The organism is Citrobacter sp. ANG330 (assembly GCF_047467925.1).
GTDB lineage: Bacteria > Pseudomonadota > Gammaproteobacteria > Enterobacterales > Enterobacteriaceae > Citrobacter_A > Citrobacter_A amalonaticus_G.
In genome coordinates this window covers 140,141-160,079 of record NZ_JASJUI010000004.1, presented here as the reverse complement: position 1 = coordinate 160,079, position 19,939 = coordinate 140,141, and the positions used below count along the sequence as shown (strand labels likewise).

General features: G+C 52.8%; 23 protein-coding genes. 10 read left to right on the top strand and 13 right to left on the bottom strand.

Features of this window, described 5'->3' with window-relative positions; genetic code table 11:
• Positions 1-54 precede the first annotated feature (54 nt).
• A complete protein-coding gene (gene yajO / locus QNN88_RS11555; protein ID WP_414240351.1) occupies positions 55-1,029 on the top strand; it encodes a 1-deoxyxylulose-5-phosphate synthase YajO in 975 nt (324 codons plus the stop codon).
• 120 nt (positions 1,030-1,149) lie between these two features.
• On the opposite strand, the gene pgpA is transcribed toward yajO, so the two are convergent.
• The 6 genes from pgpA to nrdR form a co-directional block, all read right to left on the bottom strand.
• Positions 1,150-1,665: a phosphatidylglycerophosphatase A gene (gene pgpA / locus QNN88_RS11550; protein ID WP_414240350.1), complete on the bottom strand. Its 516-nt coding sequence runs from the start codon at positions 1,663-1,665 to the stop codon at positions 1,150-1,152.
• Positions 1,643-2,620: a thiamine-phosphate kinase gene (gene thiL, locus QNN88_RS11545; protein ID WP_414240349.1), complete on the bottom strand. Its 978-nt coding sequence runs from the start codon at positions 2,618-2,620 to the stop codon at positions 1,643-1,645. The genes pgpA and thiL overlap by 23 nt, the downstream gene beginning before the upstream one ends.
• Before the next feature lie 77 nt (positions 2,621-2,697).
• Complete coding sequence (nusB, locus tag QNN88_RS11540) at positions 2,698-3,117, bottom strand: transcription antitermination factor NusB (RefSeq protein WP_042285962.1); 420 nt, start codon at positions 3,115-3,117, stop codon at positions 2,698-2,700.
• Positions 3,118-3,136: 19 nt separating this feature from the next.
• Positions 3,137-3,607: a 6,7-dimethyl-8-ribityllumazine synthase gene (gene ribE, locus QNN88_RS11535; protein WP_001021161.1), complete on the bottom strand. Its 471-nt coding sequence runs from the start codon at positions 3,605-3,607 to the stop codon at positions 3,137-3,139.
• An 88-nt stretch (positions 3,608-3,695) separates the two neighbouring features.
• Positions 3,696-4,799: a bifunctional diaminohydroxyphosphoribosylaminopyrimidine deaminase/5-amino-6-(5-phosphoribosylamino)uracil reductase RibD gene (gene ribD / locus QNN88_RS11530; protein ID WP_414240348.1), complete on the bottom strand. Its 1,104-nt coding sequence runs from the start codon at positions 4,797-4,799 to the stop codon at positions 3,696-3,698.
• A gap of 3 nt (positions 4,800-4,802) precedes the next feature.
• Positions 4,803-5,252 (bottom strand): transcriptional regulator NrdR, encoded by a 450-nt coding sequence (gene nrdR, locus QNN88_RS11525; protein WP_042324561.1) that lies wholly within the window; start codon positions 5,250-5,252, stop codon positions 4,803-4,805.
• 152 nt (positions 5,253-5,404) lie between these two features.
• On the opposite strand from nrdR, the gene QNN88_RS11520 reads away from it, so the two are divergent.
• Together QNN88_RS11520 and QNN88_RS11515 are read left to right on the top strand one after the other, a co-directional pair.
• Positions 5,405-5,944 (top strand): DUF3251 domain-containing protein, encoded by a 540-nt coding sequence (locus QNN88_RS11520; RefSeq protein WP_414240347.1) that lies wholly within the window; start codon positions 5,405-5,407, stop codon positions 5,942-5,944.
• A gap of 298 nt (positions 5,945-6,242) precedes the next feature.
• Positions 6,243-7,127 carry a nucleoside-specific channel-forming protein Tsx gene (locus QNN88_RS11515; protein WP_354650881.1) on the top strand — a complete coding sequence of 295 codons (885 nt, stop codon included), beginning with the start codon at positions 6,243-6,245 and terminating at the stop codon, positions 7,125-7,127.
• A 44-nt stretch (positions 7,128-7,171) separates the two neighbouring features.
• Here the strand turns inward: QNN88_RS11515 and QNN88_RS11510 are convergent, their stop codons facing one another.
• The 7 genes from QNN88_RS11510 to queA all read right to left on the bottom strand — a co-directional run bounded on the left by QNN88_RS11510 (position 7,172) and on the right by queA (position 13,863).
• Positions 7,172-7,864 carry a helix-turn-helix transcriptional regulator gene (locus tag QNN88_RS11510; RefSeq protein ID WP_414240346.1) on the bottom strand — a complete coding sequence of 231 codons (693 nt, stop codon included), beginning with the start codon at positions 7,862-7,864 and terminating at the stop codon, positions 7,172-7,174.
• Positions 7,865-7,879: 15 nt separating this feature from the next.
• A complete protein-coding gene (locus tag QNN88_RS11505; RefSeq protein ID WP_414240345.1) occupies positions 7,880-8,245 on the bottom strand; it encodes a VOC family protein in 366 nt (121 codons plus the stop codon).
• Positions 8,246-8,398: 153 nt separating this feature from the next.
• Positions 8,399-9,370 carry a protein translocase subunit SecF gene (gene secF, locus QNN88_RS11500; RefSeq protein WP_414240344.1) on the bottom strand — a complete coding sequence of 324 codons (972 nt, stop codon included), beginning with the start codon at positions 9,368-9,370 and terminating at the stop codon, positions 8,399-8,401.
• Positions 9,371-9,380: 10 nt separating this feature from the next.
• On the bottom strand, positions 9,381-11,228 hold the full coding sequence (secD, locus tag QNN88_RS11495; protein ID WP_414240343.1) for a protein translocase subunit SecD: 1,848 nt from the start codon (positions 11,226-11,228) through the stop codon (positions 9,381-9,383).
• A 27-nt stretch (positions 11,229-11,255) separates the two neighbouring features.
• Positions 11,256-11,588: a preprotein translocase subunit YajC gene (yajC, locus tag QNN88_RS11490; protein WP_042324569.1), complete on the bottom strand. Its 333-nt coding sequence runs from the start codon at positions 11,586-11,588 to the stop codon at positions 11,256-11,258.
• A gap of 22 nt (positions 11,589-11,610) precedes the next feature.
• On the bottom strand, positions 11,611-12,738 hold the full coding sequence (gene tgt / locus QNN88_RS11485) for a tRNA guanosine(34) transglycosylase Tgt (protein ID WP_414240342.1): 1,128 nt from the start codon (positions 12,736-12,738) through the stop codon (positions 11,611-11,613).
• Between the two features lie 54 nt (positions 12,739-12,792).
• Positions 12,793-13,863 (bottom strand): tRNA preQ1(34) S-adenosylmethionine ribosyltransferase-isomerase QueA, encoded by a 1,071-nt coding sequence (gene queA / locus QNN88_RS11480; protein WP_414240341.1) that lies wholly within the window; start codon positions 13,861-13,863, stop codon positions 12,793-12,795.
• 92 nt (positions 13,864-13,955) lie between these two features.
• On the opposite strand from queA, the gene acpH reads away from it, so the two are divergent.
• From acpH to fba, 7 genes are all read left to right on the top strand, one after another.
• The gene (gene acpH, locus QNN88_RS11475) at positions 13,956-14,537 is read left to right on the top strand and encodes an ACP phosphodiesterase (protein ID WP_414240340.1); all 582 of its coding nucleotides are present in this window, start codon (positions 13,956-13,958) and stop codon (positions 14,535-14,537) included.
• A 205-nt stretch (positions 14,538-14,742) separates the two neighbouring features.
• Complete coding sequence (locus QNN88_RS11470; protein ID WP_042324573.1) at positions 14,743-15,345, top strand: peroxiredoxin; 603 nt, start codon at positions 14,743-14,745, stop codon at positions 15,343-15,345.
• 460 nt (positions 15,346-15,805) lie between these two features.
• Complete coding sequence (locus tag QNN88_RS11465; protein WP_414240339.1) at positions 15,806-16,261, top strand: PTS sugar transporter subunit IIA; 456 nt, start codon at positions 15,806-15,808, stop codon at positions 16,259-16,261.
• Positions 16,255-16,542, top strand: a complete 288-nt coding sequence (locus QNN88_RS11460) for a PTS sugar transporter subunit IIB (RefSeq protein WP_004099415.1) — start codon at positions 16,255-16,257, stop codon at positions 16,540-16,542. Before QNN88_RS11465 ends, QNN88_RS11460 begins: the two co-directional genes overlap by 7 nt.
• Before the next feature lie 20 nt (positions 16,543-16,562).
• On the top strand, positions 16,563-17,954 hold the full coding sequence (locus tag QNN88_RS11455) for a PTS ascorbate transporter subunit IIC (protein WP_414240338.1): 1,392 nt from the start codon (positions 16,563-16,565) through the stop codon (positions 17,952-17,954).
• Positions 17,955-18,020: 66 nt separating this feature from the next.
• Positions 18,021-18,983 (top strand): carbohydrate kinase family protein, encoded by a 963-nt coding sequence (locus tag QNN88_RS11450; protein WP_414240337.1) that lies wholly within the window; start codon positions 18,021-18,023, stop codon positions 18,981-18,983.
• A gap of 29 nt (positions 18,984-19,012) precedes the next feature.
• Positions 19,013-19,873 (top strand): class II fructose-1,6-bisphosphate aldolase, encoded by an 861-nt coding sequence (fba, locus tag QNN88_RS11445; protein WP_414240336.1) that lies wholly within the window; start codon positions 19,013-19,015, stop codon positions 19,871-19,873.
• Positions 19,874-19,939 lie beyond the last annotated feature (66 nt).

Here is a 19,939-nt window from a genome sequence, read left to right as displayed (position 1 = left end):
CCTTCTTCGCTCCTGCTATGCTTACTGAATAACGAGCATAACAGGAGCGAAATAATGCAATACAACATCTTAGGAAAAACGGACCTCCGGGTTTCCCGCCTTTGTCTGGGCTGCATGACGTTCGGCGAGCCGAATCGCGGCAACCATGCCTGGACGCTTCCCGAAGAGAGCAGTCGCCCTATCATTCAGCGCGCCCTTGAGGGCGGCATCAACTTTTTCGATACCTCTAACAACTATTCAGCCGGCAGCAGTGAAGAGATCGTTGGTCGCGCACTGCGTGATTTCGCCCGTCGTGATGAGGTGGTGGTTGCCACTAAAGTGTTTAATCGGGTGGATGACCTGCCGGAAGGATTATCCCGCGCGCAAATTCTGCGCTCTATTGATGACAGTCTGAGACGGCTGGGGATGGACTACGTCGATATCCTGCAAATTCACCGCTGGGATTACAACACACCGATTGAAGAGACGCTGGAAGCGTTAAACGATGTGGTCAAAGCCGGTAAGGCGCGTTATATCGGTGCCTCATCAATGCACGCCTCGCAGTTTGCCCAGGCGCTGGCACTGCAAAAACAGCACGGCTGGGCGCAGTTTGTCAGTATGCAAGACCACTACAACCTCATCTACCGTGAGGAAGAGCGCGAAATGCTGCCGCTGTGTTATCAGGAAGGCGTGGCGGTGATCCCCTGGAGTCCGCTGGCCCGCGGGCGTCTGACGCGTCCCTGGGGAGAAACCACGGCACGTCTGGTCTCTGATGAAGTGGGTAAAAAGCTGTATAGCGAAAGCGATGAAAACGATGCGCAGATTGCCGCACGGCTGGCTGGTGTGAGCGAAGAGCTTGGCGCAACGCGTGCCCAGGTAGCGCTGGCGTGGCTGTTAAGCAAACCCGGCATTGCCGCGCCGATTATTGGCTCATCGCGGGAAGAACAGCTCGATGAGTTGTTGAACGCCGTGGATCTCACGCTGAAACCCGAGCATATCGCCGAACTGGAAACACCGTATAAGCCGCATCCGGTCGCCGGATTTAAATAGCCTCACATTGCCCGATGGCGCTTCGCTTATCGGGCCTACGCACACGATCTCAGAGGCCCGAACGAACGCTTGTAGGCCGGATAAGGCGTTAACGCCGTCATCCGGCGCCGGTATCACCCGTCAAATAATCCCAATCGGCCAGTGATGGCCAATGAAATAGAGAAGCCCCGCGGAAATCACTCCGGCGACAATATCGTCCACCATGATCCCCATCCCGCCATGCACGTTACGATCGAACCAGCGGATCGGCCACGGTTTCCACATATCCAGAATGCGGAAAATCACAAACCCGGCGGCGACCCACTGCCAGTCGAGGGTCGGTAGCGCCATCAGGGTGATCCACATTCCGATGAATTCATCCCAGACGATACTGCCGTGATCGTGCACGCCCATGTCTTTTGCCGTCTGATGGCAAAGATAGACGCCGATACAGATGCCCAGCATCACCACCAGCGAATAGAGCTGCCATGGCAGAAAGGTCATCAGATACCAGAAGGGGATCGCCGCCAGCGATCCCATCGTCCCTGGAACAATCGGACTGAGGCCGCTTCCAAACCCGGTCGCCAGTAAATGCCACGGATTACGCAGATTCAGGCGGCTTTTGGCGACATCTTTATGGCGTGGCAAAATGGTCATATCCTTTCCAGTCAAAAGTGACAGGCATTCCGTCACGCATGAAATGAATCCCTTCGACATCCGCGCTCATCTGCCCAATACAGGTAAAGGGAACACCAAGCTGGCCCATTGCCACCTCAAGCGCGCCCCGATTCAGTTCCGGTACGGTGAAGCATAACTCGTAATCTTCACCACCGGACAACGCCCAGCGCAGCGCCTGTTCGGACTCGACGTGACGCGTCATCGCGCCTGACCACGGCAGCGCATCAAGATCGACGCGCGCGCCGCAGGCGCTGGCTTTAACAATATGCCCAAGATCGGAAATCAGTCCGTCAGAGAGATCAATCGCTGAACTGGCCAGATCGCGCAGCGCCTGGCCCTGCAAAATACGCGGTGTTGGACGCAAATGGCGTTTGAGCAGATATTCGCGGTCGTCCTCATCGGCAACCTGCAACTGATCCTGCAAAATCGCCAGACCTGCGGCGCTGTCGCCCGGCGTGCCGGTCACGTAGATCCAGTCGCCCGGTTTCGCCCCGGCGCGTTTCAGGGCTCGTCCGGCAGGAACAAAGCCGTGGATACCCAATGTCATCGACAGCGGACCCCGCGTGGTGTCACCGCCGATCAGTTGCATATCGTAGTAATTCAGGAGATCAAACAGACTGTCGCTGAAGGTTTCCAGCCAGCGTTCGTCCACCTCAGGCAAGGTGATCGCCAGCGTCAGCCACGCCGGATCGGCCCCCATCGCCGCCAGATCGCTTAAGTTCACCGCCAGCGCTTTGTACGCCAGATCGGCAGGATCAATGTCGGCCAGGAAATGGTTGCCCGCCACCAGCGTATCGGTACTGATCGCCAGCGTCTGTTTATCGGGGATGTTCAGAAGTGCACAGTCGTCGCCAATACCGGTTTCGACGTCAAGACGAGAGCTTCTGACACGGTCAAAATAACGGGCAATCAGGGAAAATTCGCCGCATGCCATACGTTATGCCTCAGCAGAAAAAAAGAAAAAGCCGTCAGGACAGAGGAATAGATTCCACTTCGCTGACGGCCTGGAGATTACTTTTTGTTGGGGCGAATCGCAGGCGCTGCTTTATCCAGAACGCCGTTGACGAACTTGTGGCTGTCTTCCGCACCGAACGTTTTTGCCAGTTCGATCGCTTCGTTGATGGCCACTTTGTATGGCACATCACTGCGTTTAGACAGCTCGAACAGCGCAATACGCAGTACGGCTTTTTCCACCTGACCCAGCTCTTCCAGCAGACGAGAGAGATAAGGTTTCATCAAACCATCCAGGTACGCGCTGTTAGTCGCCACCCCGGACAGCAGTTCACGGAAGTACATGACGTCAACATCTTTCACGTCCTGTTCTGCCAGGAACTGGTATTCAACATCAGCGATGTCGTTCTGGGACAACTGCCAGGAGTAGAGCGCCTGAACGGCACACTCACGAGCGCGGCGACGAGCAGCAGGTTTCACGGATTTCCCCTTACAAAAATCAGGCCTTGATGGCTTTCAATACATTAATCATTTCAAGCGCGGTCAGTGCAGCTTCCGCGCCCTTGTTGCCAGCTTTGGTGCCGGCACGTTCGATAGCTTGTTCAATGCTTTCGGTGGTCAGTACGCCAAAGGCGACCGGAATTTCGCTGTCCTGAGCGACGTGCGCCAGGCCGTTGCTTGCACCGCCAGCGACATATTCGAAGTGAGCTGTGCCGCCACGAATAACCGTACCCAGTGCAATCACCGCGTCATATTTACCGGTTTTCGCCAGCGCGCCAGCTGCCAGCGGCAGTTCGTAGGCACCCGGAACCCAAACGACGGTAATGTTTTCATCTTTGACCTGACCAATGCGTTTCAGGGCATCAATCGCACCTTCCAGCAGGCTGTCATTGATAAAGTTGTTGAAACGCGCAATGGTGATGGCGACGCGAGCGTCCGGAGTAGCAACGTTAGCTTCAATAATGTTCATATTCTTCCTTCGGGTTCGATATGGCCCCGTAAGGGGGGCGGATTTTATCATAATATTCTGTGCGCTGCTTCCTCTTATTCAGAAAGCCTCACGCAGGGGTTAAATGCAGGCAAACGTCCGGGCCCACCTGGCGTATCTCATTGAATTTGAAATAGGGGGCGTCAGCCAGTTTCTCAAGCCCTGGCAGTACACATAATCCCCTGGCGTCACTGCCTAACAAGGCAGGGGCAAGATAAACAATAAGTTCATCGACCACCCCCGCCTGCAAGAGCGCACCGGCAAGCGTTGGACCGGCCTCCACCCACAGGCTGTTAATTTGCTGTTTGCCGAGCAGCATCATCAGCACCACCAGATCCAGATGCCCGTTATGCTCCGGCACTAAAATCGTGCGAACCGAATCGGGCCAGACGCGCGCGTCTTCTTTGGTGCGCGCAATCCAGGTTTCTCCTGGCTGCTGTACCAGACGGTGCTCTGGCGTCACGCGGTTCTGACTGTCTATCACAATTCGCACCGGCTGGCGCACGGCTTCCTGCGGATAAAGATCCTGTGTCGCCTCGCCGAGTTCTGACCAGCGCACGGTAAGTAGCGGATCGTCCGCCAGCACCGTCGCGCTGCTGGTTAAAATGGCGTGGCTTTGCGCACGCAGACGCTGAACATCGCGTCGTGCCTCCGGTGAGGTAATCCACTGGCTTTCGCCGCTGGCCATCGCCGTACGACCGTCCAGCGAAGCGCCGAGCTTCAGTTGCACATAGGGAAACCCGGTGCGCATCCGTTTTAGGAAACCTTTATTTAACGCTTCGACTTCACTCATCATCAGCCCGTGGCTGACATCAATGCCCGCCTGCTGTAAACGGTATAATCCGCGTCCCGCCACTTGCGGATTCGGGTCCTGCATCGCCGCGACGACACGGAAAACGCCCGCGGCGATCAGCGCATCACAGCACGGCGGCGTGCGCCCATGATGACTACAGGGTTCAAGGGTGACGTAAGCCGTTGCCCCTTTGGCCTTTTCGCCCGCCATGCGCAAGGCATGCACTTCCGCATGCGGTTCGCCCGCACGATGGTGAAAACCTTCACCGACAACCTCGCCGTTATTGACGATCACGCAGCCGACGTTAGGGTTGGGATGGGTGGTAAACCGCCCGCGCTGCGCCAGCTTCAGCGCTCGCGCCATGTATAACTCATCCTGCATGGCTTAATCCTGTAGGCGAGCGATCTCTTCGCCAAATTCTTTGATATCTTCGAAACTGCGGTAAACCGAGGCAAAGCGGATGTAGGCGACTTTATCGAGTTTTTTCAGTTGTTCCATCACCAGATTGCCAATCATCTTACTGGGGACTTCACGTTCGCCGGTGGCGCGCAGTTGCGACTTAATATGATTCAACGCCATTTCGACGTCATCGGAACTCACCGGACGCTTTTCCAGCGCACGTTGCATTCCACTGCGCAGCTTTTCTTCATTAAACGGTTCGCGCACGTCGTTGCTTTTCACAACGCGTGGCATCACCAGTTCTGCCACTTCAAAGGTAGTGAAACGTTCATTACAAACCAGACACTGCCGACGGCGGCGTACGGAAGAGCCCTCGCCCACAAGACGAGAGTCAATTACCTTAGTGTCTACGGCGAAACAGAATGGGCAATGCATACGGCGTCCTGACCAGGTGGTTAACAGAAATCTATTTTAACCTGAACTGACGTGACAACAAAGGCGCAACGCTTTTGAGACAATGGATCGATGCCTTTGATCATATTACGAACTACCATGATGGTATCGCGACTATTCAGGAAATAAGAGAGATGACAAGACGTTACCTAAGAATTCTCCTGGTGGGAAGTCTCTTTAGTCTGAGCGCCTGCGCGCAACAAAGCGAAGTGCGCCAGATGCATCAAAGCGTTTCGACGCTGAATAAAGAGATGAATCAGCTCAATCAGGAAACGGTGAAGATTACTCAGCAAAACAGTCTGAACGTTAAATCTACCCGTGGTGTTTACCTGCTACCGGGCTCCAATACGCCAGCACGTCTGAACAGTCAGATAGGCACACTGCGCATGTCGCTTATCAACATTGCGCCGAATGCCACTGGCACCCGGGTGACGCTGCGCATTCAGGGGGAGTCCAACGATCCGCTGCCGGCCTTTAGTGGCACCGTTGAGTATGGACAAATTCAGGGAACAACTGACAATTATCAGGAAGTGAATGTGCAGAATCAGTTAATCAATGCCCCGGCTAGCGTGCTGGCGCCGAGCGATGTAGACATCCCGCTTCAGTTGAATGGCATGACTCCCGACCAGTTAGGATTTGTGCGTATCCACGACATCCAGCCTGTTACGCAATAAACCTCCTTGCGGAACGTTTTGTGCGTTCCGCAACATCCCTCTGCCACTTTTTGTTACTCCTCTGACATCCGCGTCATTTTTTAACAACGTTGGCAATCAGCATGAAAGTCAGTACAATCGCCGCGCTAAAATACGCAAACGTGAACGCAATCGATTACGCATATGATAGAACTGTGAAACAAGACATATTTTTGTGAGCAATGATTTCTATAATAGGCTCCCAGAAACATGAATTATTAAGAAACGCTATTTGCGCCTTTTTCACTCCCGTCAGGGATTTCAAACAGTGGCATACAATATGAAAAAAACATTACTTGCAGCCGGTGCCGTGCTCGCGCTCTCCTCGTCATTCGCCGTTAACGCTGCGGAAAATGACAAACCGCAGTATCTTTCAGACTGGTGGCACCAGAGTGTCAACGTTGTCGGTAGCTATCACACCCGTTTCGGACCGCAGCTCCGTAACGATACCTACCTGGAATATGAAGCTTTCGCCAAGAAAGACTGGTTTGACTTCTATGGCTACATGGATGCGCCGGTTTTCTTCGGGGGTAACACCGACGCGAAAGGGATCTGGAACCACGGTTCTCCGCTGTTTATGGAAATCGAACCGCGTTTCTCCATCGACAAACTGACCGGCACTGATCTGAGCTTCGGTCCGTTTAAAGAGTGGTACTTCGCCAATAACTACATCTACGACATGGGTCGTAACAAAGATGGCCGTCAGAGCACCTGGTATATGGGTCTGGGTACCGATATTGATACCGGCCTGCCAATGAGCCTGTCTCTGAACGTGTATGCTAAGTATCAGTGGCAGAACTACGGCGCCGCTAACGAAAACGAGTGGGACGGCTACCGTTTCAAAGTGAAATACTTTGTTCCGATTACCGAACTGTGGGGCGGTAACCTGAGCTATATCGGCTTCACCAACTTTGACTGGGGTTCCGATCTGGGCGACAACGACTTCTCCGATCTGAACGGCAACAAAGCGCGTACCAATGATTCCATCGCCTCCAGCCATATTCTGGCGCTGAACTACGATCACTGGCACTACTCGGTCGTCGCGCGTTACTGGCACAACGGGGGTCAGTGGAATGACGACGCTGAGCTGAACTTCGGTAAAGGCAATTTCAACGTGAAATCCACCGGCTGGGGTGGCTACCTGGTTGTCGGTTACAACTTCTGATAACGTCCTGTTTCCTGCAAAAGCCAGCCTGAGCGCTGGCTTTTTTATGCGTGCGTTTCGTCGCGGATCTTACGTAAAAAATCACTCAGCGAACGGTCGGCGCACTCACTAAATCGCCTGTCGAGCGGCGTGATGCTCAAACAGCGATCGACACGAAAACAGCGATAGTCCTCGCGCCGTTCGCACCAGGCTACCAGCAGCCAGAACTCTCCCTGGAAAAAAATCCCTAGCGGCTGGACGTCCCGCCAGGTGAGCTGCCCCGCCTCGTCACGATAATGTAACGCCAGCACCTGTTGCGTGCTCACCGCCCGGTGGATCACATCGAACGCGCTGCGTGAATGCTGCTGTCTGCCAAAATCCGGGGCGAAGATACGTGCCTGCTCGGCCTTACGTCGGCTTTCTTCCGGTAATATCGCCAATACTTTTTCCTGTGCCGACTCCAGTTCTCTGGAGAGCAGATCACCGCCCCAGGTATGCAACAGACGAATGGCGGCAATCAGCGCTTCCGATTCCCGGTGCGTCAGCATCAGCGGCGGGAGATCAAACCCCGCCATCAGCCGATAGCCGCTACCCGCCTCCCCTTCGACCGGCACGCCGGAGAGCGAGAGGTCACGGATATCACGATAGATCGTCCGCTCTGACACCTCAAGCCGCTCCGCCAGCAGCGCTGCCGTTGTCAGCCGCCTGCCACGCAGGATCTGCACTATCTGGAACAAACGGTCAGCGCGACGGGTCATAGTTGCTCTCTGTGATTAAGCCGGTTGATGTAAACCCACACGATTGCCTTCGCTGTCAGTAAACAGCGCGATGGTACCAATCTCTTTACCGAGATCGAGCGGACCAAAAACGCAGTTGCCACCGGCACTGGCGACGCGATCCAGCGTGGCGCCGAGATCGTCCGTATGCAGATAAACAATGGCACCCTGTAATGAAGGCGCAATGCCGTCAAACTTCGCCAGCGCACCACCGGTGGCCGGATCGTCATACGGGAAAACCGCCAGATCGGCAAAGTCCATTTTTTCACGACGCAGCGACAGCCCCATGACCGGCTCATAAAACGCAATCGCGCGCTCCATATCCGTTACGGGAATTTCAAACCAGTTAATAATGCTTTTCATCGTTCCTCCTGCCTGTGTGGGTAAGTTCAGGAAGAGGATAAAACAGGGCTCCTGACAGCATAGTGTCAGTAGTGATTGCAGGACAAGAGAAAGGGAGAAAAGAAAAATCCCGATCGAATGACCGGGATTTCTGAGCGTTAACTGAAAATCGGGTTACGGCAGAATTGACGGCTGATCCGCCCCTTCTTTCTCGACTTTCTGTTGCAGCATATGCTCGCGCTTCATACCAAGTTTCAGCGCCAGCGCCGATGCCACGTAAATGGACGATGCCGTACCGATGGACACCCCGATAAGCATGGTCAGCGAGAAGCCTTCCAGCACCGGACCACCAAACAAGAACAGCATCAGGATAACCATTAACGTCGTACCGGAGGTAATCAACGTACGGTGCAGCGTCTGGGTCAGTGACACGTTAAAGATTTCGTAAGGCGTCCCGCGACGAATTTTGCGGAAGTTTTCACGAATACGGTCAGAAACCACGATACTGTCATTAAGCGAGTAACCGATAACGGACATCAGCGATGCCACGATAGTCAGGTCGATCTCGATATGGAATAACGACAGGATCCCCAGCGTAATGATGACGTCGTGCGCCAGCGCGATAACCACGCCCGCCGCCAGTCGCCATTCGAAACGGATACCCACGTAAACCAGGATGGAGATCAGCGCTGCCAGCAGCGCCATCGCACCGGTTTGCGCCAGATCGGCACCGACGCTCGGTCCGACGAATTCAATGCGCTTCACCGCGGCATTCTGATTGGTGGATTCGTTAATCACACTCAACACTTTGCTGCCCAGCACCTGGCCGCCGTTGGCCCCTTCGGTCGGCGGCATACGGACCATGATGTCGTGACTGCTGCCGAAGTTCTGTAAAAGCGGATCAACAAAGCCCGCTTTTTCCAGCGCGTCGCGCATTACGTCCATCTCGGCCGGTTTTTCCAGCGTGATTTCGATCACCGTACCACCGGTGAAATCGAGACCCCAGTTAAAGCCGCGCACGCCCATCACGATGATGGCAGCAACGAGCAAAAGACCCGAGATGCCGAAAGCCCAGTAGTCCCAGCGCATAAAGTCCCAGACTTTACGGCCGTGGTTCAATTGTTCAACAGTATATTCCTGTGCCACTTCGCACTCCTCAGATTGACAGCTTTTTGACGCGCTTGCCGCCATACAACAGGTTTACGATGGCACGCGTACCGACGATCGCGGTAAACATCGACGTCGCCACACCGATACCGGTAGTAATCGCGAACCCTTTAATTGCCCCGGTGCCGACTGCGTACAGGATAATGACCTTAATCAGCGTCGTAATGTTCGCATCAAAGATGGAACTGAACGCGCCCGCATACCCTTCGTTGATCGCCTGCTGCACCGAACGTCCGTTACTCAACTCTTCTTTGATACGTTCGTTGATCAGGACGTTCGCATCGACGGCGACGGCAAGGGTTAAGACGATCCCCGCAATCCCCGGCATACTCAACGTTGCCCCTGGCAGCAGCGACATAATGCCGACAATCAGCACCAGGTTAGCAATCAACGCGCTGGTCGCAATCAGACCAAATTTCTTATAGAACAGGATCATGAACAGGATGGACACCGCCAGACCGGCCAGGCACGCTTCCAGACCCTGCTTGATGTTCTGCATCCCCAGCGTTGGACCGATGGTCCGCTCTTCCACAATCTGAATCGGCGCAATCAGCGCACCGGCACGCAGCAGCAGAGAAAGCTGACGCGCTTCGTTCGGGTTGTTGATCCCGGTAATACGGAAGCTGTTACCCAGACGAGACTGGATGTTGGCGATGTTAATCACCTCTTCCTGTTTCACCAGTACCGCACGACCGTTTGCATCTTTCTTACCGCTGTCTTTGTACTCCACAAACAGGGTCGCCATCGGTTTACCGATATTGTCCTTGGTGAAGTTAGACATGATGTTGCCACCTGCGCTATCCAGCGAGATGTTTACCTGCGGTTGGTTGTATTCGTCCTGGCTTGAAGTGGAGTCAGTGATATGGTCACCGGTCAGGATAACGCGTTTGTACAGCACAACCGGCTGACCTTCGCGCATCTGTTTCACTTCGGAGTCACCTGGAACACGCCCGGATGCCGCCGCAGACTGATCAACGTTGGTGTTGACCAGACGGAATTCCAGCGTTGCTGTCGCGCCGAGAATTTCTTTCGCCCGCGCCGTGTCCTGAATACCCGGCAGTTCGACCACGATACGGTCGGCGCCCTGACGCTGTACCACCGGTTCGGCGACGCCCAACTGGTTCACACGGTTACGCAGGATATTGATGTTCTGTTGTACCGCGTATTCACGCGCTTCGCTCAGACGCGCATCGGTCATCACCGCGCGCAGCGCATTGCTGCCCTGACTTGAAATCACCAGATCCGGGTGACGCTTGCTGAGGTAAGCAATCGCTTTATCACGTGCGTCAGCATCACGGAAATTGATGCTCAGGCCGTAATTATCTTCTTTACGAACGGTAGTATACGGGATGCCTTCTGTACGCAGATCGCTGCGCAGGCTATCGATATTTTGTTCCTGCAGTTTACCCAGCGCGGTATCCATATCCACTTCCATCAGGAAGTGAACGCCGCCACGCAGGTCAAGACCGAGTTTCATCGGTTCTGCTTTGATGGCCGCCAACCAGCGCGGAGTTGCCGGAGCAAGGTTAAGCGCCACGACGTATTTATCACCCAGCACGTCCACCAGCGCTTCACGTGCGCGCAGTTGGGTGTCGGTGGTGTCGAAGCGCGCAAGAATCGCGCCCTCTTCCAGTGCCACAGACTTAGCGGTAATTTTTTCTTTTTGTAACGTATTCTGGACCTGGATCAGCGTTTGCTCACTGGCGGCGACACCGCGCGCGCCAGTGATTTGAACGGCCGGATCCTCACCATACAGGTTGGGAAGCGCGTACAGCAGACCGACGACAATGACGACGATCAGCATGATGTACTTCCACAAAGGATAACGGTTTAACACGGCAGTTCCCTTAGGGAAAAGTTACTATTACAGCGCCTTCATGGTGCCTTTCGGCAGAACGGCAGCTACGAAGTCACGTTTGATAACCACTTCAGTGGTATCGTTCAGTGCGATAGCGATGTAACCCGATTCAGCAACTTTGGTCACACGGCCTACCAGGCCACCGTTAGTCAGGACTTCATCACCTTTCGCGATAGAAGCCATCAGGTTTTTATGTTCTTTGGTGCGCTTCTGCTGTGGACGCAGGATCATGAAATAGAAAATCAGACCAAACACCACCAGCATCAGAATCAGAGACATCGGGCTGCCCTGCGCCGGAGCACCTGTTGCCGCTACCGCATCAGAAATAAAAAAGCTCATTCAAATTCCCTCATTATTAAAATTAATCAACGTTCAAAGGTGGAACCGGTCGACCCTGACGTTGGTAAAAATCGGCCACGAAGCTCTCTAATTTACCCTCTTCGATAGCCTTGCGTAAACCCGCCATCAAACGCTGGTAGTAACGCAGGTTATGAATCGTGTTGAGTCGCGCGCCCAATATTTCGTTGCAACGATCAAGATGATGCAAGTAGGCACGCGAATAATTGCGACAGGTATAGCAATCACACTCTGCATCGAGTGGGCTGGTGTCGCTCTTATACTTCGCATTACGAATTTTCACCACGCCATCGGTCACGAAAAGGTGACCATTACGGGCATTGCGGGTTGGCATCACGCAGTCAAACATATCGATACCGCGACGCACGCCTTCAACCAGATCTTCAGGTTTACCGACGCCCATCAGGTAACGCGGTTTATCTGCCGGAATTTGCGGACAAACATGCTCCAGGATACGGTGCATGTCCTCTTTAGGCTCACCCACAGCCAGACCGCCGACAGCGTAGCCATCAAAGCCAATCTCTACCAGACCTTTCACAGAGATATCACGTAAATCTTCGTAAACACTGCCCTGGATGATGCCAAAAAGCGCATTTTTATTGCCCAGACCGTCAAAACGGTCGCGGCTGCGCTTCGCCCAGCGTAAAGACATCTCCATCGATCGTTTAGCATAGTCCCAGTCCGCCGGGTACGGCGTGCATTCGTCAAAAATCATGACAATATCGGAACCGAGATCGTACTGAATCTCCATCGACTTTTCGGGATCGAGAAAAATCGGATCGCCGTTGATTGGATTACGGAAGTGCACGCCCTGTTCGGTGATCTTACGGATATCGCCCAGGCTGAAGACCTGGAAACCGCCGGAGTCGGTCAGGATCGGGCCTTTCCACTGCATAAAGTCATGCAGGTCGCCGTGCAGCTTCATAATCTCCTGGCCCGGACGCAGCCAGAGGTGGAAGGTATTACCGAGGATGATTTGCGCGCCGGTCGCTTCGACTTCTTCCGGCGTCATCCCTTTAACGGTGCCGTACGTGCCAACAGGCATAAAAGCAGGCGTTTCGACAACGCCGCGATCAAACACCAGGCGGCCACGGCGGGCGCGACCGTCAGTGGTATCCAGTTCGAATTTCATTTTTTCTCCAGTACGTCAGAAAAACAGTCCAACGTGTCAACCAGCGCCGCGGATTTATTCCCCAACGCGTTCATTCAAAGCCTGCGGATTGTACGTGATAAACATCGCGTCCCCGTAGCTAAAAAAGCGATATTTTTGTTCTACCGCAGCCTTGTAGGCATTCATTGTATGCTGATAGCCGGCAAACGCCGAGACCAGCATAATCAGTGTTGATTCAGGCAGATGGAAGTTGGTTACCAGCGCATCAATCACCTGATACTGATAGCCAGGATAAATAAAGATTTGCGTATCGCCAAAGAACGGCTCAATAAGGCCGTTTTTCGCCGCCTGCGCCGCGCTTTCCAGAGAACGCACAGAGGTCGTGCCTACCGCAATGACCCGGTTGCCGCGCGCTTTCGCCGCCAGCACTGCATCCACCACCTCTTGCGGTACCTCGGCGTACTCAGAGTGCATGATGTGGTCTTCGATGGTGTCCACGCGCACCGGCTGGAACGTGCCCGCGCCGACATGCAGCGTCACAAACGCCATTTCAATCCCTTTCTCGCGCAGTTTTTCCAGCAGTGGTTCGTCAAAGTGCAGCCCCGCCGTCGGTGCCGCGACTGCGCCTGGCTTCTGGCTGTAGACGGTCTGGTACAACTCGCGATCGGCGTCTTCGTCCGGGCGCTCAATGTACGGCGGCAGCGGCATATGGCCGATAGCGTTAAGGATATCGAGCACCGTGCGCGCGTCATCAAACTCCACCTCGAACAGCGCGTCGTGACGCGCGGTCATGGTCGCTTTAATGCTCTCGTCATCGCCCAGCAGCAGTTCCGCACCCGGTTTCGGCGCTTTAGAGGCGCGAATATGTGCCAGAATACGTTTATCATCGAGCATACGTTCGACCAGCACTTCAATCTTACCTCCGCTGGCTTTACGGCCAAACAGACGCGCCGGGATCACGCGGGTATTATTAAACACCAGCAGATCGCCAGGGTTGAGCTTGTCGAGCAAATCGGTGAACGTACCGTGCGTCAGCTCGCCCGTTGGCCCATCCAGTGACAGTAAGCGACAGCTGCTGCGCTCAGGCATGGGATAGTGAGCAATCAGGGATTCAGGTAGTTCAAAGGAGAAATCGGCGACGCGCATGACGTATACTCGTGACTTAAAAACAGGCGGCATAGTCTAGTGCTCACACCCTCTTGCTGCAACAACTAGCCGCTTCTGGAAAAATAAAACGCATGAATTTTCTCGCTCACCTGCATCTCGCGCATCTCGCTGGCAGCTCGCTTTCCGGCAATTTGCTGGCCGATTTTGTGCGCGGCAACCCCGCGGAGGACTATTGCCCGGAGGTTGTCGACGGTATTTTTATGCATCGCCGCATCGATGTGCTAACCGATAACCTGCCCGAGGTAACGGAGGCCAAAGCGTGGTTTCGCCCACAAACGCGTCGTGTTGCGCCGATCACGCTCGACGTGATGTGGGATCATTTCCTGTCGCGCCACTGGTCCCAGCTGTCCCCGGACATGCCGCTACCGGAGTTCGTGCGCTATGCCCATCAACAGGTGTCGATTATTCTGCCCGATTCGCCGCCGCGTTTTGTCAATCTGAACAACTATCTGTGGTCAGAAAAGTGGCTTGAGCGTTATCGCGATATGGATTTTATTCAGAATGTGTTGAATGGAATGGCGAGCCGCCGACCGCGTCTGGATGCGCTGCGCGACTCCTGGTATGACCTTGACAACCATTACGATGCCCTGGAAACGCGCTTCTGGCGGTTTTATCCGCGCATGATGGAACAAGCCAGGCAGAAAACGCTCTGATCCCCGTTTGATCAGGCGACCGGATAAGGCAAAGCCGCCCTCTGGCGATTTGAACGGTGGCGCTTTCGCTTACCGGGCCTACTGAGAATATTGATAGGTAAAAGCTCACTGAACGATTGTCAGCGCCTCTTTGTCTTATTCACCATCACCTTCTATACTGGCCCGCGTTGCGTTCCAAAAACCCTTAACTTTGCAGGAGAATAATATGGTACTGGTGACTCGTCAGGCTCCGGATTTCACAGCAGCTGCGGTACTCGGTAGCGGTGAGATTGTTGAAAACTTCAATTTCAAACAACACACCAACGGTAAAGCGACCGTTCTGTTCTTCTGGCCGATGGACTTCACCTTCGTTTGCCCGTCTGAGCTGATCGCGTTCGACAAACGTTATGAAGAATTCCAGAAGCGCGGCGTTGAAGTGGTTGGCGTTTCTTTTGACTCTGAATTCGTCCACAACGCATGGCGTAACACCCCTGTCGACAAAGGCGGCATCGGTGCAGTGAAATACGCAATGGTTGCTGACGTGAAGCGTGAAATTCAGAAAGCCTACGGTATCGAGCACCCGGAAGCGGGCGTTGCGCTGCGTGGTTCTTTCCTGATCGACGCAAACGGAGTGGTTCGCCACCAGGTCGTTAACGACCTGCCGCTGGGTCGTAACATCGACGAAATGCTGCGTATGGTAGACGCGCTGCAGTTCCACGAAGAGCACGGCGAAGTGTGCCCTGCACAGTGGGAAAAAGGCAAAGAAGGTATGAACGCGTCTCCGGACGGCGTAGCAAAATACCTGACCGAAAACGTCTCCAGCCTGTAATCGGCATGAATTGACGAAAGGCTCGCCACGGCGAGCCTTTTTTGTTTTCTTACTGCTTCTCCCCACCATGTCGCAACAGCTTTTTAACGCATTGTCATACAAATATTGATAACGTAAATGAGTAAAATCGCCCATCAGCCTGATTTTTGCCAACTCGTTCAAACTTTGATAAAAAAGCGCCTCATTATTTGTGACTGACATCGAATTTCTTGATTTTAAATTCAGACATTTGACTTCTTATCATTACTCTCCGTTTCTCCCGATTAAAAATAACAGCCTCTAACACATTGATATAAAACGACTTAATAAATAAACCTTTTACTGGCAAAATAATTCCAAACCTCGCCCGATGTGATCAACTTCAATATTTAAAAACCTATCTGTGATCTGAGCCATAATTTTTGTTGCCATTGTTGGCCATGATCAAGTTCAGGAATATGAACGCATTAAGGATCGGATTATGGACATTATTTTTAACCCTGGACTGATTGCGCTTAAGCAGAATATTTCCAGCCCCGAGCAAGCTATTGAACTGGCTGGCTCGTTACTTACCCGGCAACATATTTGTCGCCCGGAATATGTCAGTGAAATGCTCGAAGTTTACCGGGGCTTCGGTTCCGCTATTGTTCTTGATGATGGCCTTGCAATGCCCCACGCCCGGCCAGAAAAAGGCGCATTGCGCACTGGGTTTTCTTTAGTCACCAGCCAACAACCGATCGTCTTTGGTCATGAGGAGTTTGATCCCGTTAACGTCATCATCGCCATCGCAGGCGCGGATGCCGACAGTCATATAAGAATGATCCAGCTGATCGCTTCACTGATTGAGTCCGACATCGTGACCTTTCTTCAGCAGGAGAATGACAGTAATTCAGTATTACATTTCATCCAAAAACATATGGAGTCGTCATTATGTTAGTTATCAGAACGGTTTGTGGTAACGGTATTGGCAGTTCATTAATGGCTGCGAATAATGTCAAAAAAATTTGTGATGAATTAGGCATCAAAGCCGACGTTGCTTCCGTTGATTTCGCTAACGCTGTCGGTGAAAAAGCCGATCTTTATGTCACGATTAAAGAGCTGGCAAATCAGTTTCCGGCACACTGTAACGTCGCCATTATTCGTAGCTACGTGCACAAAGCGAAAATTGCTGAAGATATTACCGAAGCACTCACTAAAATTGCTGCAACTCACTCTTAATCATTATTGAGGGAACGCTCATGCAGGCTATTCTCAGTTTCTTATCAGAAATATTTAGCCAACCCGCATTCCTGATGGGGATTATCGCATTTGTCGGTTTAGTGGCGCTGCGCTCTCCCGGGAATAAATTGCTCACCGGTACCTTAAAGCCTATTTTAGGGTATTTAATGTTAAGTGCCGGTGCAGGTGTTATCGTTGCCAACCTGAATCCGCTTGGCGGCATTATCGAAGCCGGATTTAATATTCGCGGAGTAATCCCTAACAACGAGGCCATTGTTTCCGTCGCACAGAAGGTGCTGGGTGTAGAAACCATGAGCATCTTGCTGCTAGGTTTTATTTTTAACCTCATTATTGCTCGCTGTACTAAGTACAAATATATCTTTCTGACCGGCCACCACTCTTTCTTTCTGGCGTGTCTGTTCTCGGCGGTGCTACAGGCAGCGGAATTCCGCGGCTGGATGTTAGTTTTAATTGGCGGATTCTTACTCGGTTCATGGTCGGCCATATCGCCAGCTATCGGTCAGCGTTATACCAAACAGGTGACTGAAGACGGCGGTATTGCAATGGGGCATTTTGGCTCGCTGGGCTATTACATCTCCGCCTGGATCGCCACCAAAACCGGTAACCCGGCAAATTCATTCGCCGATACTGAAATCTCAGAAAAATGGGGTTTTCTGCGCGATACCACAGTCACAACCGGGATTGTGATGTTCATTATCTACTTTGTCTGCAGCGCCGTCGCCGGAACTGAATACCTGCGTACGATAACGGATCAGAACATGTTGATCTTCTCTGTCCTTACCGGTCTGCAGTTCGCGGTTGGCGTCGCCATCGTTTACAACGGCGTGCGGCTGATCCTCGGCGATCTGGTTCCGGCATTCCAGGGGATCAGCCAGAAACTGATACCTGATTCGATCCCTGCGGTTGACTGCGCGGTGTTCTTCACCTTCAGCCCAACAGCAGTCGTCGTAGGCTTTATCAGTTCATTTGTGGGCGGCCTGGTCGGTATGCTCATGTTAGGCGGACTGGGAATGGCGCTGATTATTCCTGGCATGGTACCGCACTTCTTCTGTGGCGGGACGTCCGGGGTATTCGCCGACAAGCTTGGGGGGAAGCGTGGCTGCATCATTGCCTCGTTTATCGGCGGCATATTCCTTGCTTTCCTGCCAGCCATGCTGCTTCCGGCGTTGGGTAACCTGGGCTTTGAAAACAGCACCTTCGCTGATTTTGACTTCGCCGTATGGGGAATCATTATTGGTAACGCCTTCACCCAGTTTGGCCAGATCACTATCTATCTGATTTGCCTGGCGCTTATCGTCGCACTGCTGGTGCCATTCTGCTTCCGTTCGGTTCGTGTAGTCGGTGACACGCTCAGCTATGAGGAGCTCACTGCGGATAAGAAAAATGAATAAGTCGTTTCATTTTTCCCTGCGGGAAGGGATTTCTTCCCGCAGCTGACAAAATAATCAGGAGTTGTTATGGCTATCTTGTCCATTGGGTTTTCATGTTTTGATCAGTTTTTCTTTTTGAACGAATGGCCGCAGGAAAATACAAAGAATTTCTGCCATGACTTTATTGAAAGCGGCGGCGGCCCGGCAGCAAACGCAGCGTGGCTACTGGGATTATGGGGCGAAGATGTTTATTACATCGGCCATCTGAACCAGGACCTTTATGGCCAGCGTATTATTGATGAGTTTGCGCAAGCGGGCGTCGATACCAGTCAGGTCGTCTTCTCCGATGAAATGATCACGCCGCTGGCCTCGGTACTGGTGAACCGCTTAACCGGGTCGCGGACGATTATTACCCGTAAAATGCAGACGCCGCCTTCGCTGACCTATGATCAGAAGCTCAGGCTTGATGATCTGGCTGAACGGTTGATTGCATCAGAAGAACCGGTAACGCTATTAATTGATGGTCATGAAGCCGAAATCAGTGAATATTTAATTAAGAAACTCCCCTCGGCACGTGTGGTCATGGATGGCGGTTCATTACGTGACAGCAATATTAAACTAGCGGCCTGGACCGATTACTTTGTGGTTAGCGAGCATTTTGCTCGTGACTATATGGGATATCGCGCGCTGGATACTGAAGCAGAAATTAAAACTGCGCTTATCGAGTTAACGAAAATTTGTCGTGGCGAAGCGTTTATTACCCTGGGAGAAAAAGGGTGCGCGCTATTAAAAAATGGCATGCTGCAAATTGTGCCAGCCTGGCTGTGCAATGCCGTTGATACCACCGGCGCAGGAGATGTATTCCACGGAGCCTTTACTTACGGCGTTCATTACTCATGGCATATTGATAATATTATTTTATTTGCCAGCCTGACCGCTGCCATTTCCATAGAGAAAAAAGGCGTACGCGAATCCATGCCGGATCTTGCCGTTGTCCATAATTCGTTAAATAGCTACGAAAGAAACTTAAAGCAATATTTTGGTGAATAATTGCTTTTAATAAACATCAAGAGGTGACTATGTTAGTTTCTATGAAGGACATGCTTCAGCATGCCCTACGGGACGGTTACGCCGTAGGCCAATTCAATATTAATAATCTGGAATGGGTCGGTGCCGTATTAAGCACCGGACAACAGCTGCGCTCTCCGGTTATTTTAGGCGTTTCTGGCGGTACGGTTAAACATATGCTGGGATTAAAATGCATTCATGACATTGTGGTGAATGCGATGGATTATTTAAACATTGATATTCCCGTCGCACTGCACCTTGATCACGGAACCACCCGCGAAGCCTGCGAAGCGGCTATAAATGCTGGATTCAGTTCCATTATGTTTGACGGTTCGCACCTGCCGTTTAACGAGAACCTGGCCATCACCCGCCATCTGGTTGAGCTGGCCCATAGCAAAGGCATTTCGGTTGAGGCAGAGCTCGGCACCATCGCCGGCAGTGAAGATGGTATTGTCAATTCCGAGGTCATCTACGCCGATCCTCAGGAGTGCTACACCCTGGTCAAAGAAACCCAGGTCGATTGCCTGGCAGCCGCGCTGGGTTCAACCCATGGCCTGTATAAAGGCAAAGCAAAACTGGGGTTTACGGAGATGAAAACCATTTCTGAGTTGGTGAAAGTCCCGCTGGTATTGCACGGCGGCACCGGTATTGCAGACGACGACATGCGTAAAGCCATTGCCTGCGGGACGGCAAAAATTAACGTCAATACCGAGAATATGTACGCCTGGTGCCAGGAAGTGAAAGCGATATTTGCTGCTGATACCGGTCACGACGTAAATGACCCGCGGAAAGTGATCAATCAGGGGCTAAAACCGGTACGTGAGATGATTGCGCGGCGCATCGAGCTTTTTGGCTCGCAAAACCGCTATTAGAAACGTTTGGCTTTATAGACTGACGTAATACCAGGGAAAACCCGCCGCCGGAAAACACCGGGGCGG

Bases quoted from the DNA above. Each gene is read 5' to 3' on its own strand.
- yajC (WP_042324569.1), bottom strand. From the start codon at position 11,588: ATGAGCTTTTTTATTTCTGATGCGGTAGCGGCAACAGGTGCTCCGGCG.
- yajO (WP_414240351.1), top strand. From the start codon at position 55: ATGCAATACAACATCTTAGGAAAAACGGACCTCCGGGTTTCCCGCCTT.
- QNN88_RS11510 (WP_414240346.1), bottom strand. From the start codon at position 7,864: ATGACCCGTCGCGCTGACCGTTTGTTCCAGATAGTGCAGATCCTGCGT.
- thiL (WP_414240349.1), bottom strand. From the start codon at position 2,620: ATGGCATGCGGCGAATTTTCCCTGATTGCCCGTTATTTTGACCGTGTC.
- fba (WP_414240336.1), top strand. From the start codon at position 19,013: ATGTTAGTTTCTATGAAGGACATGCTTCAGCATGCCCTACGGGACGGT.
- QNN88_RS11505 (WP_414240345.1), bottom strand. From the start codon at position 8,245: ATGAAAAGCATTATTAACTGGTTTGAAATTCCCGTAACGGATATGGAG.
- acpH (WP_414240340.1), top strand. From the start codon at position 13,956: ATGAATTTTCTCGCTCACCTGCATCTCGCGCATCTCGCTGGCAGCTCG.
- QNN88_RS11470 (WP_042324573.1), top strand. From the start codon at position 14,743: ATGGTACTGGTGACTCGTCAGGCTCCGGATTTCACAGCAGCTGCGGTA.
- QNN88_RS11460 (WP_004099415.1), top strand. From the start codon at position 16,255: ATGTTAGTTATCAGAACGGTTTGTGGTAACGGTATTGGCAGTTCATTA.
- QNN88_RS11465 (WP_414240339.1), top strand. From the start codon at position 15,806: ATGGACATTATTTTTAACCCTGGACTGATTGCGCTTAAGCAGAATATT.
- QNN88_RS11515 (WP_354650881.1), top strand. From the start codon at position 6,243: ATGAAAAAAACATTACTTGCAGCCGGTGCCGTGCTCGCGCTCTCCTCG.
- QNN88_RS11520 (WP_414240347.1), top strand. From the start codon at position 5,405: ATGACAAGACGTTACCTAAGAATTCTCCTGGTGGGAAGTCTCTTTAGT.
- pgpA (WP_414240350.1), bottom strand. From the start codon at position 1,665: ATGACCATTTTGCCACGCCATAAAGATGTCGCCAAAAGCCGCCTGAAT.
- QNN88_RS11455 (WP_414240338.1), top strand. From the start codon at position 16,563: ATGCAGGCTATTCTCAGTTTCTTATCAGAAATATTTAGCCAACCCGCA.
- QNN88_RS11450 (WP_414240337.1), top strand. From the start codon at position 18,021: ATGGCTATCTTGTCCATTGGGTTTTCATGTTTTGATCAGTTTTTCTTT.
- tgt (WP_414240342.1), bottom strand. From the start codon at position 12,738: ATGAAATTCGAACTGGATACCACTGACGGTCGCGCCCGCCGTGGCCGC.
- ribD (WP_414240348.1), bottom strand. From the start codon at position 4,799: ATGCAGGATGAGTTATACATGGCGCGAGCGCTGAAGCTGGCGCAGCGC.
- nrdR (WP_042324561.1), bottom strand. From the start codon at position 5,252: ATGCATTGCCCATTCTGTTTCGCCGTAGACACTAAGGTAATTGACTCT.
- ribE (WP_001021161.1), bottom strand. From the start codon at position 3,607: ATGAACATTATTGAAGCTAACGTTGCTACTCCGGACGCTCGCGTCGCC.
- queA (WP_414240341.1), bottom strand. From the start codon at position 13,863: ATGCGCGTCGCCGATTTCTCCTTTGAACTACCTGAATCCCTGATTGCT.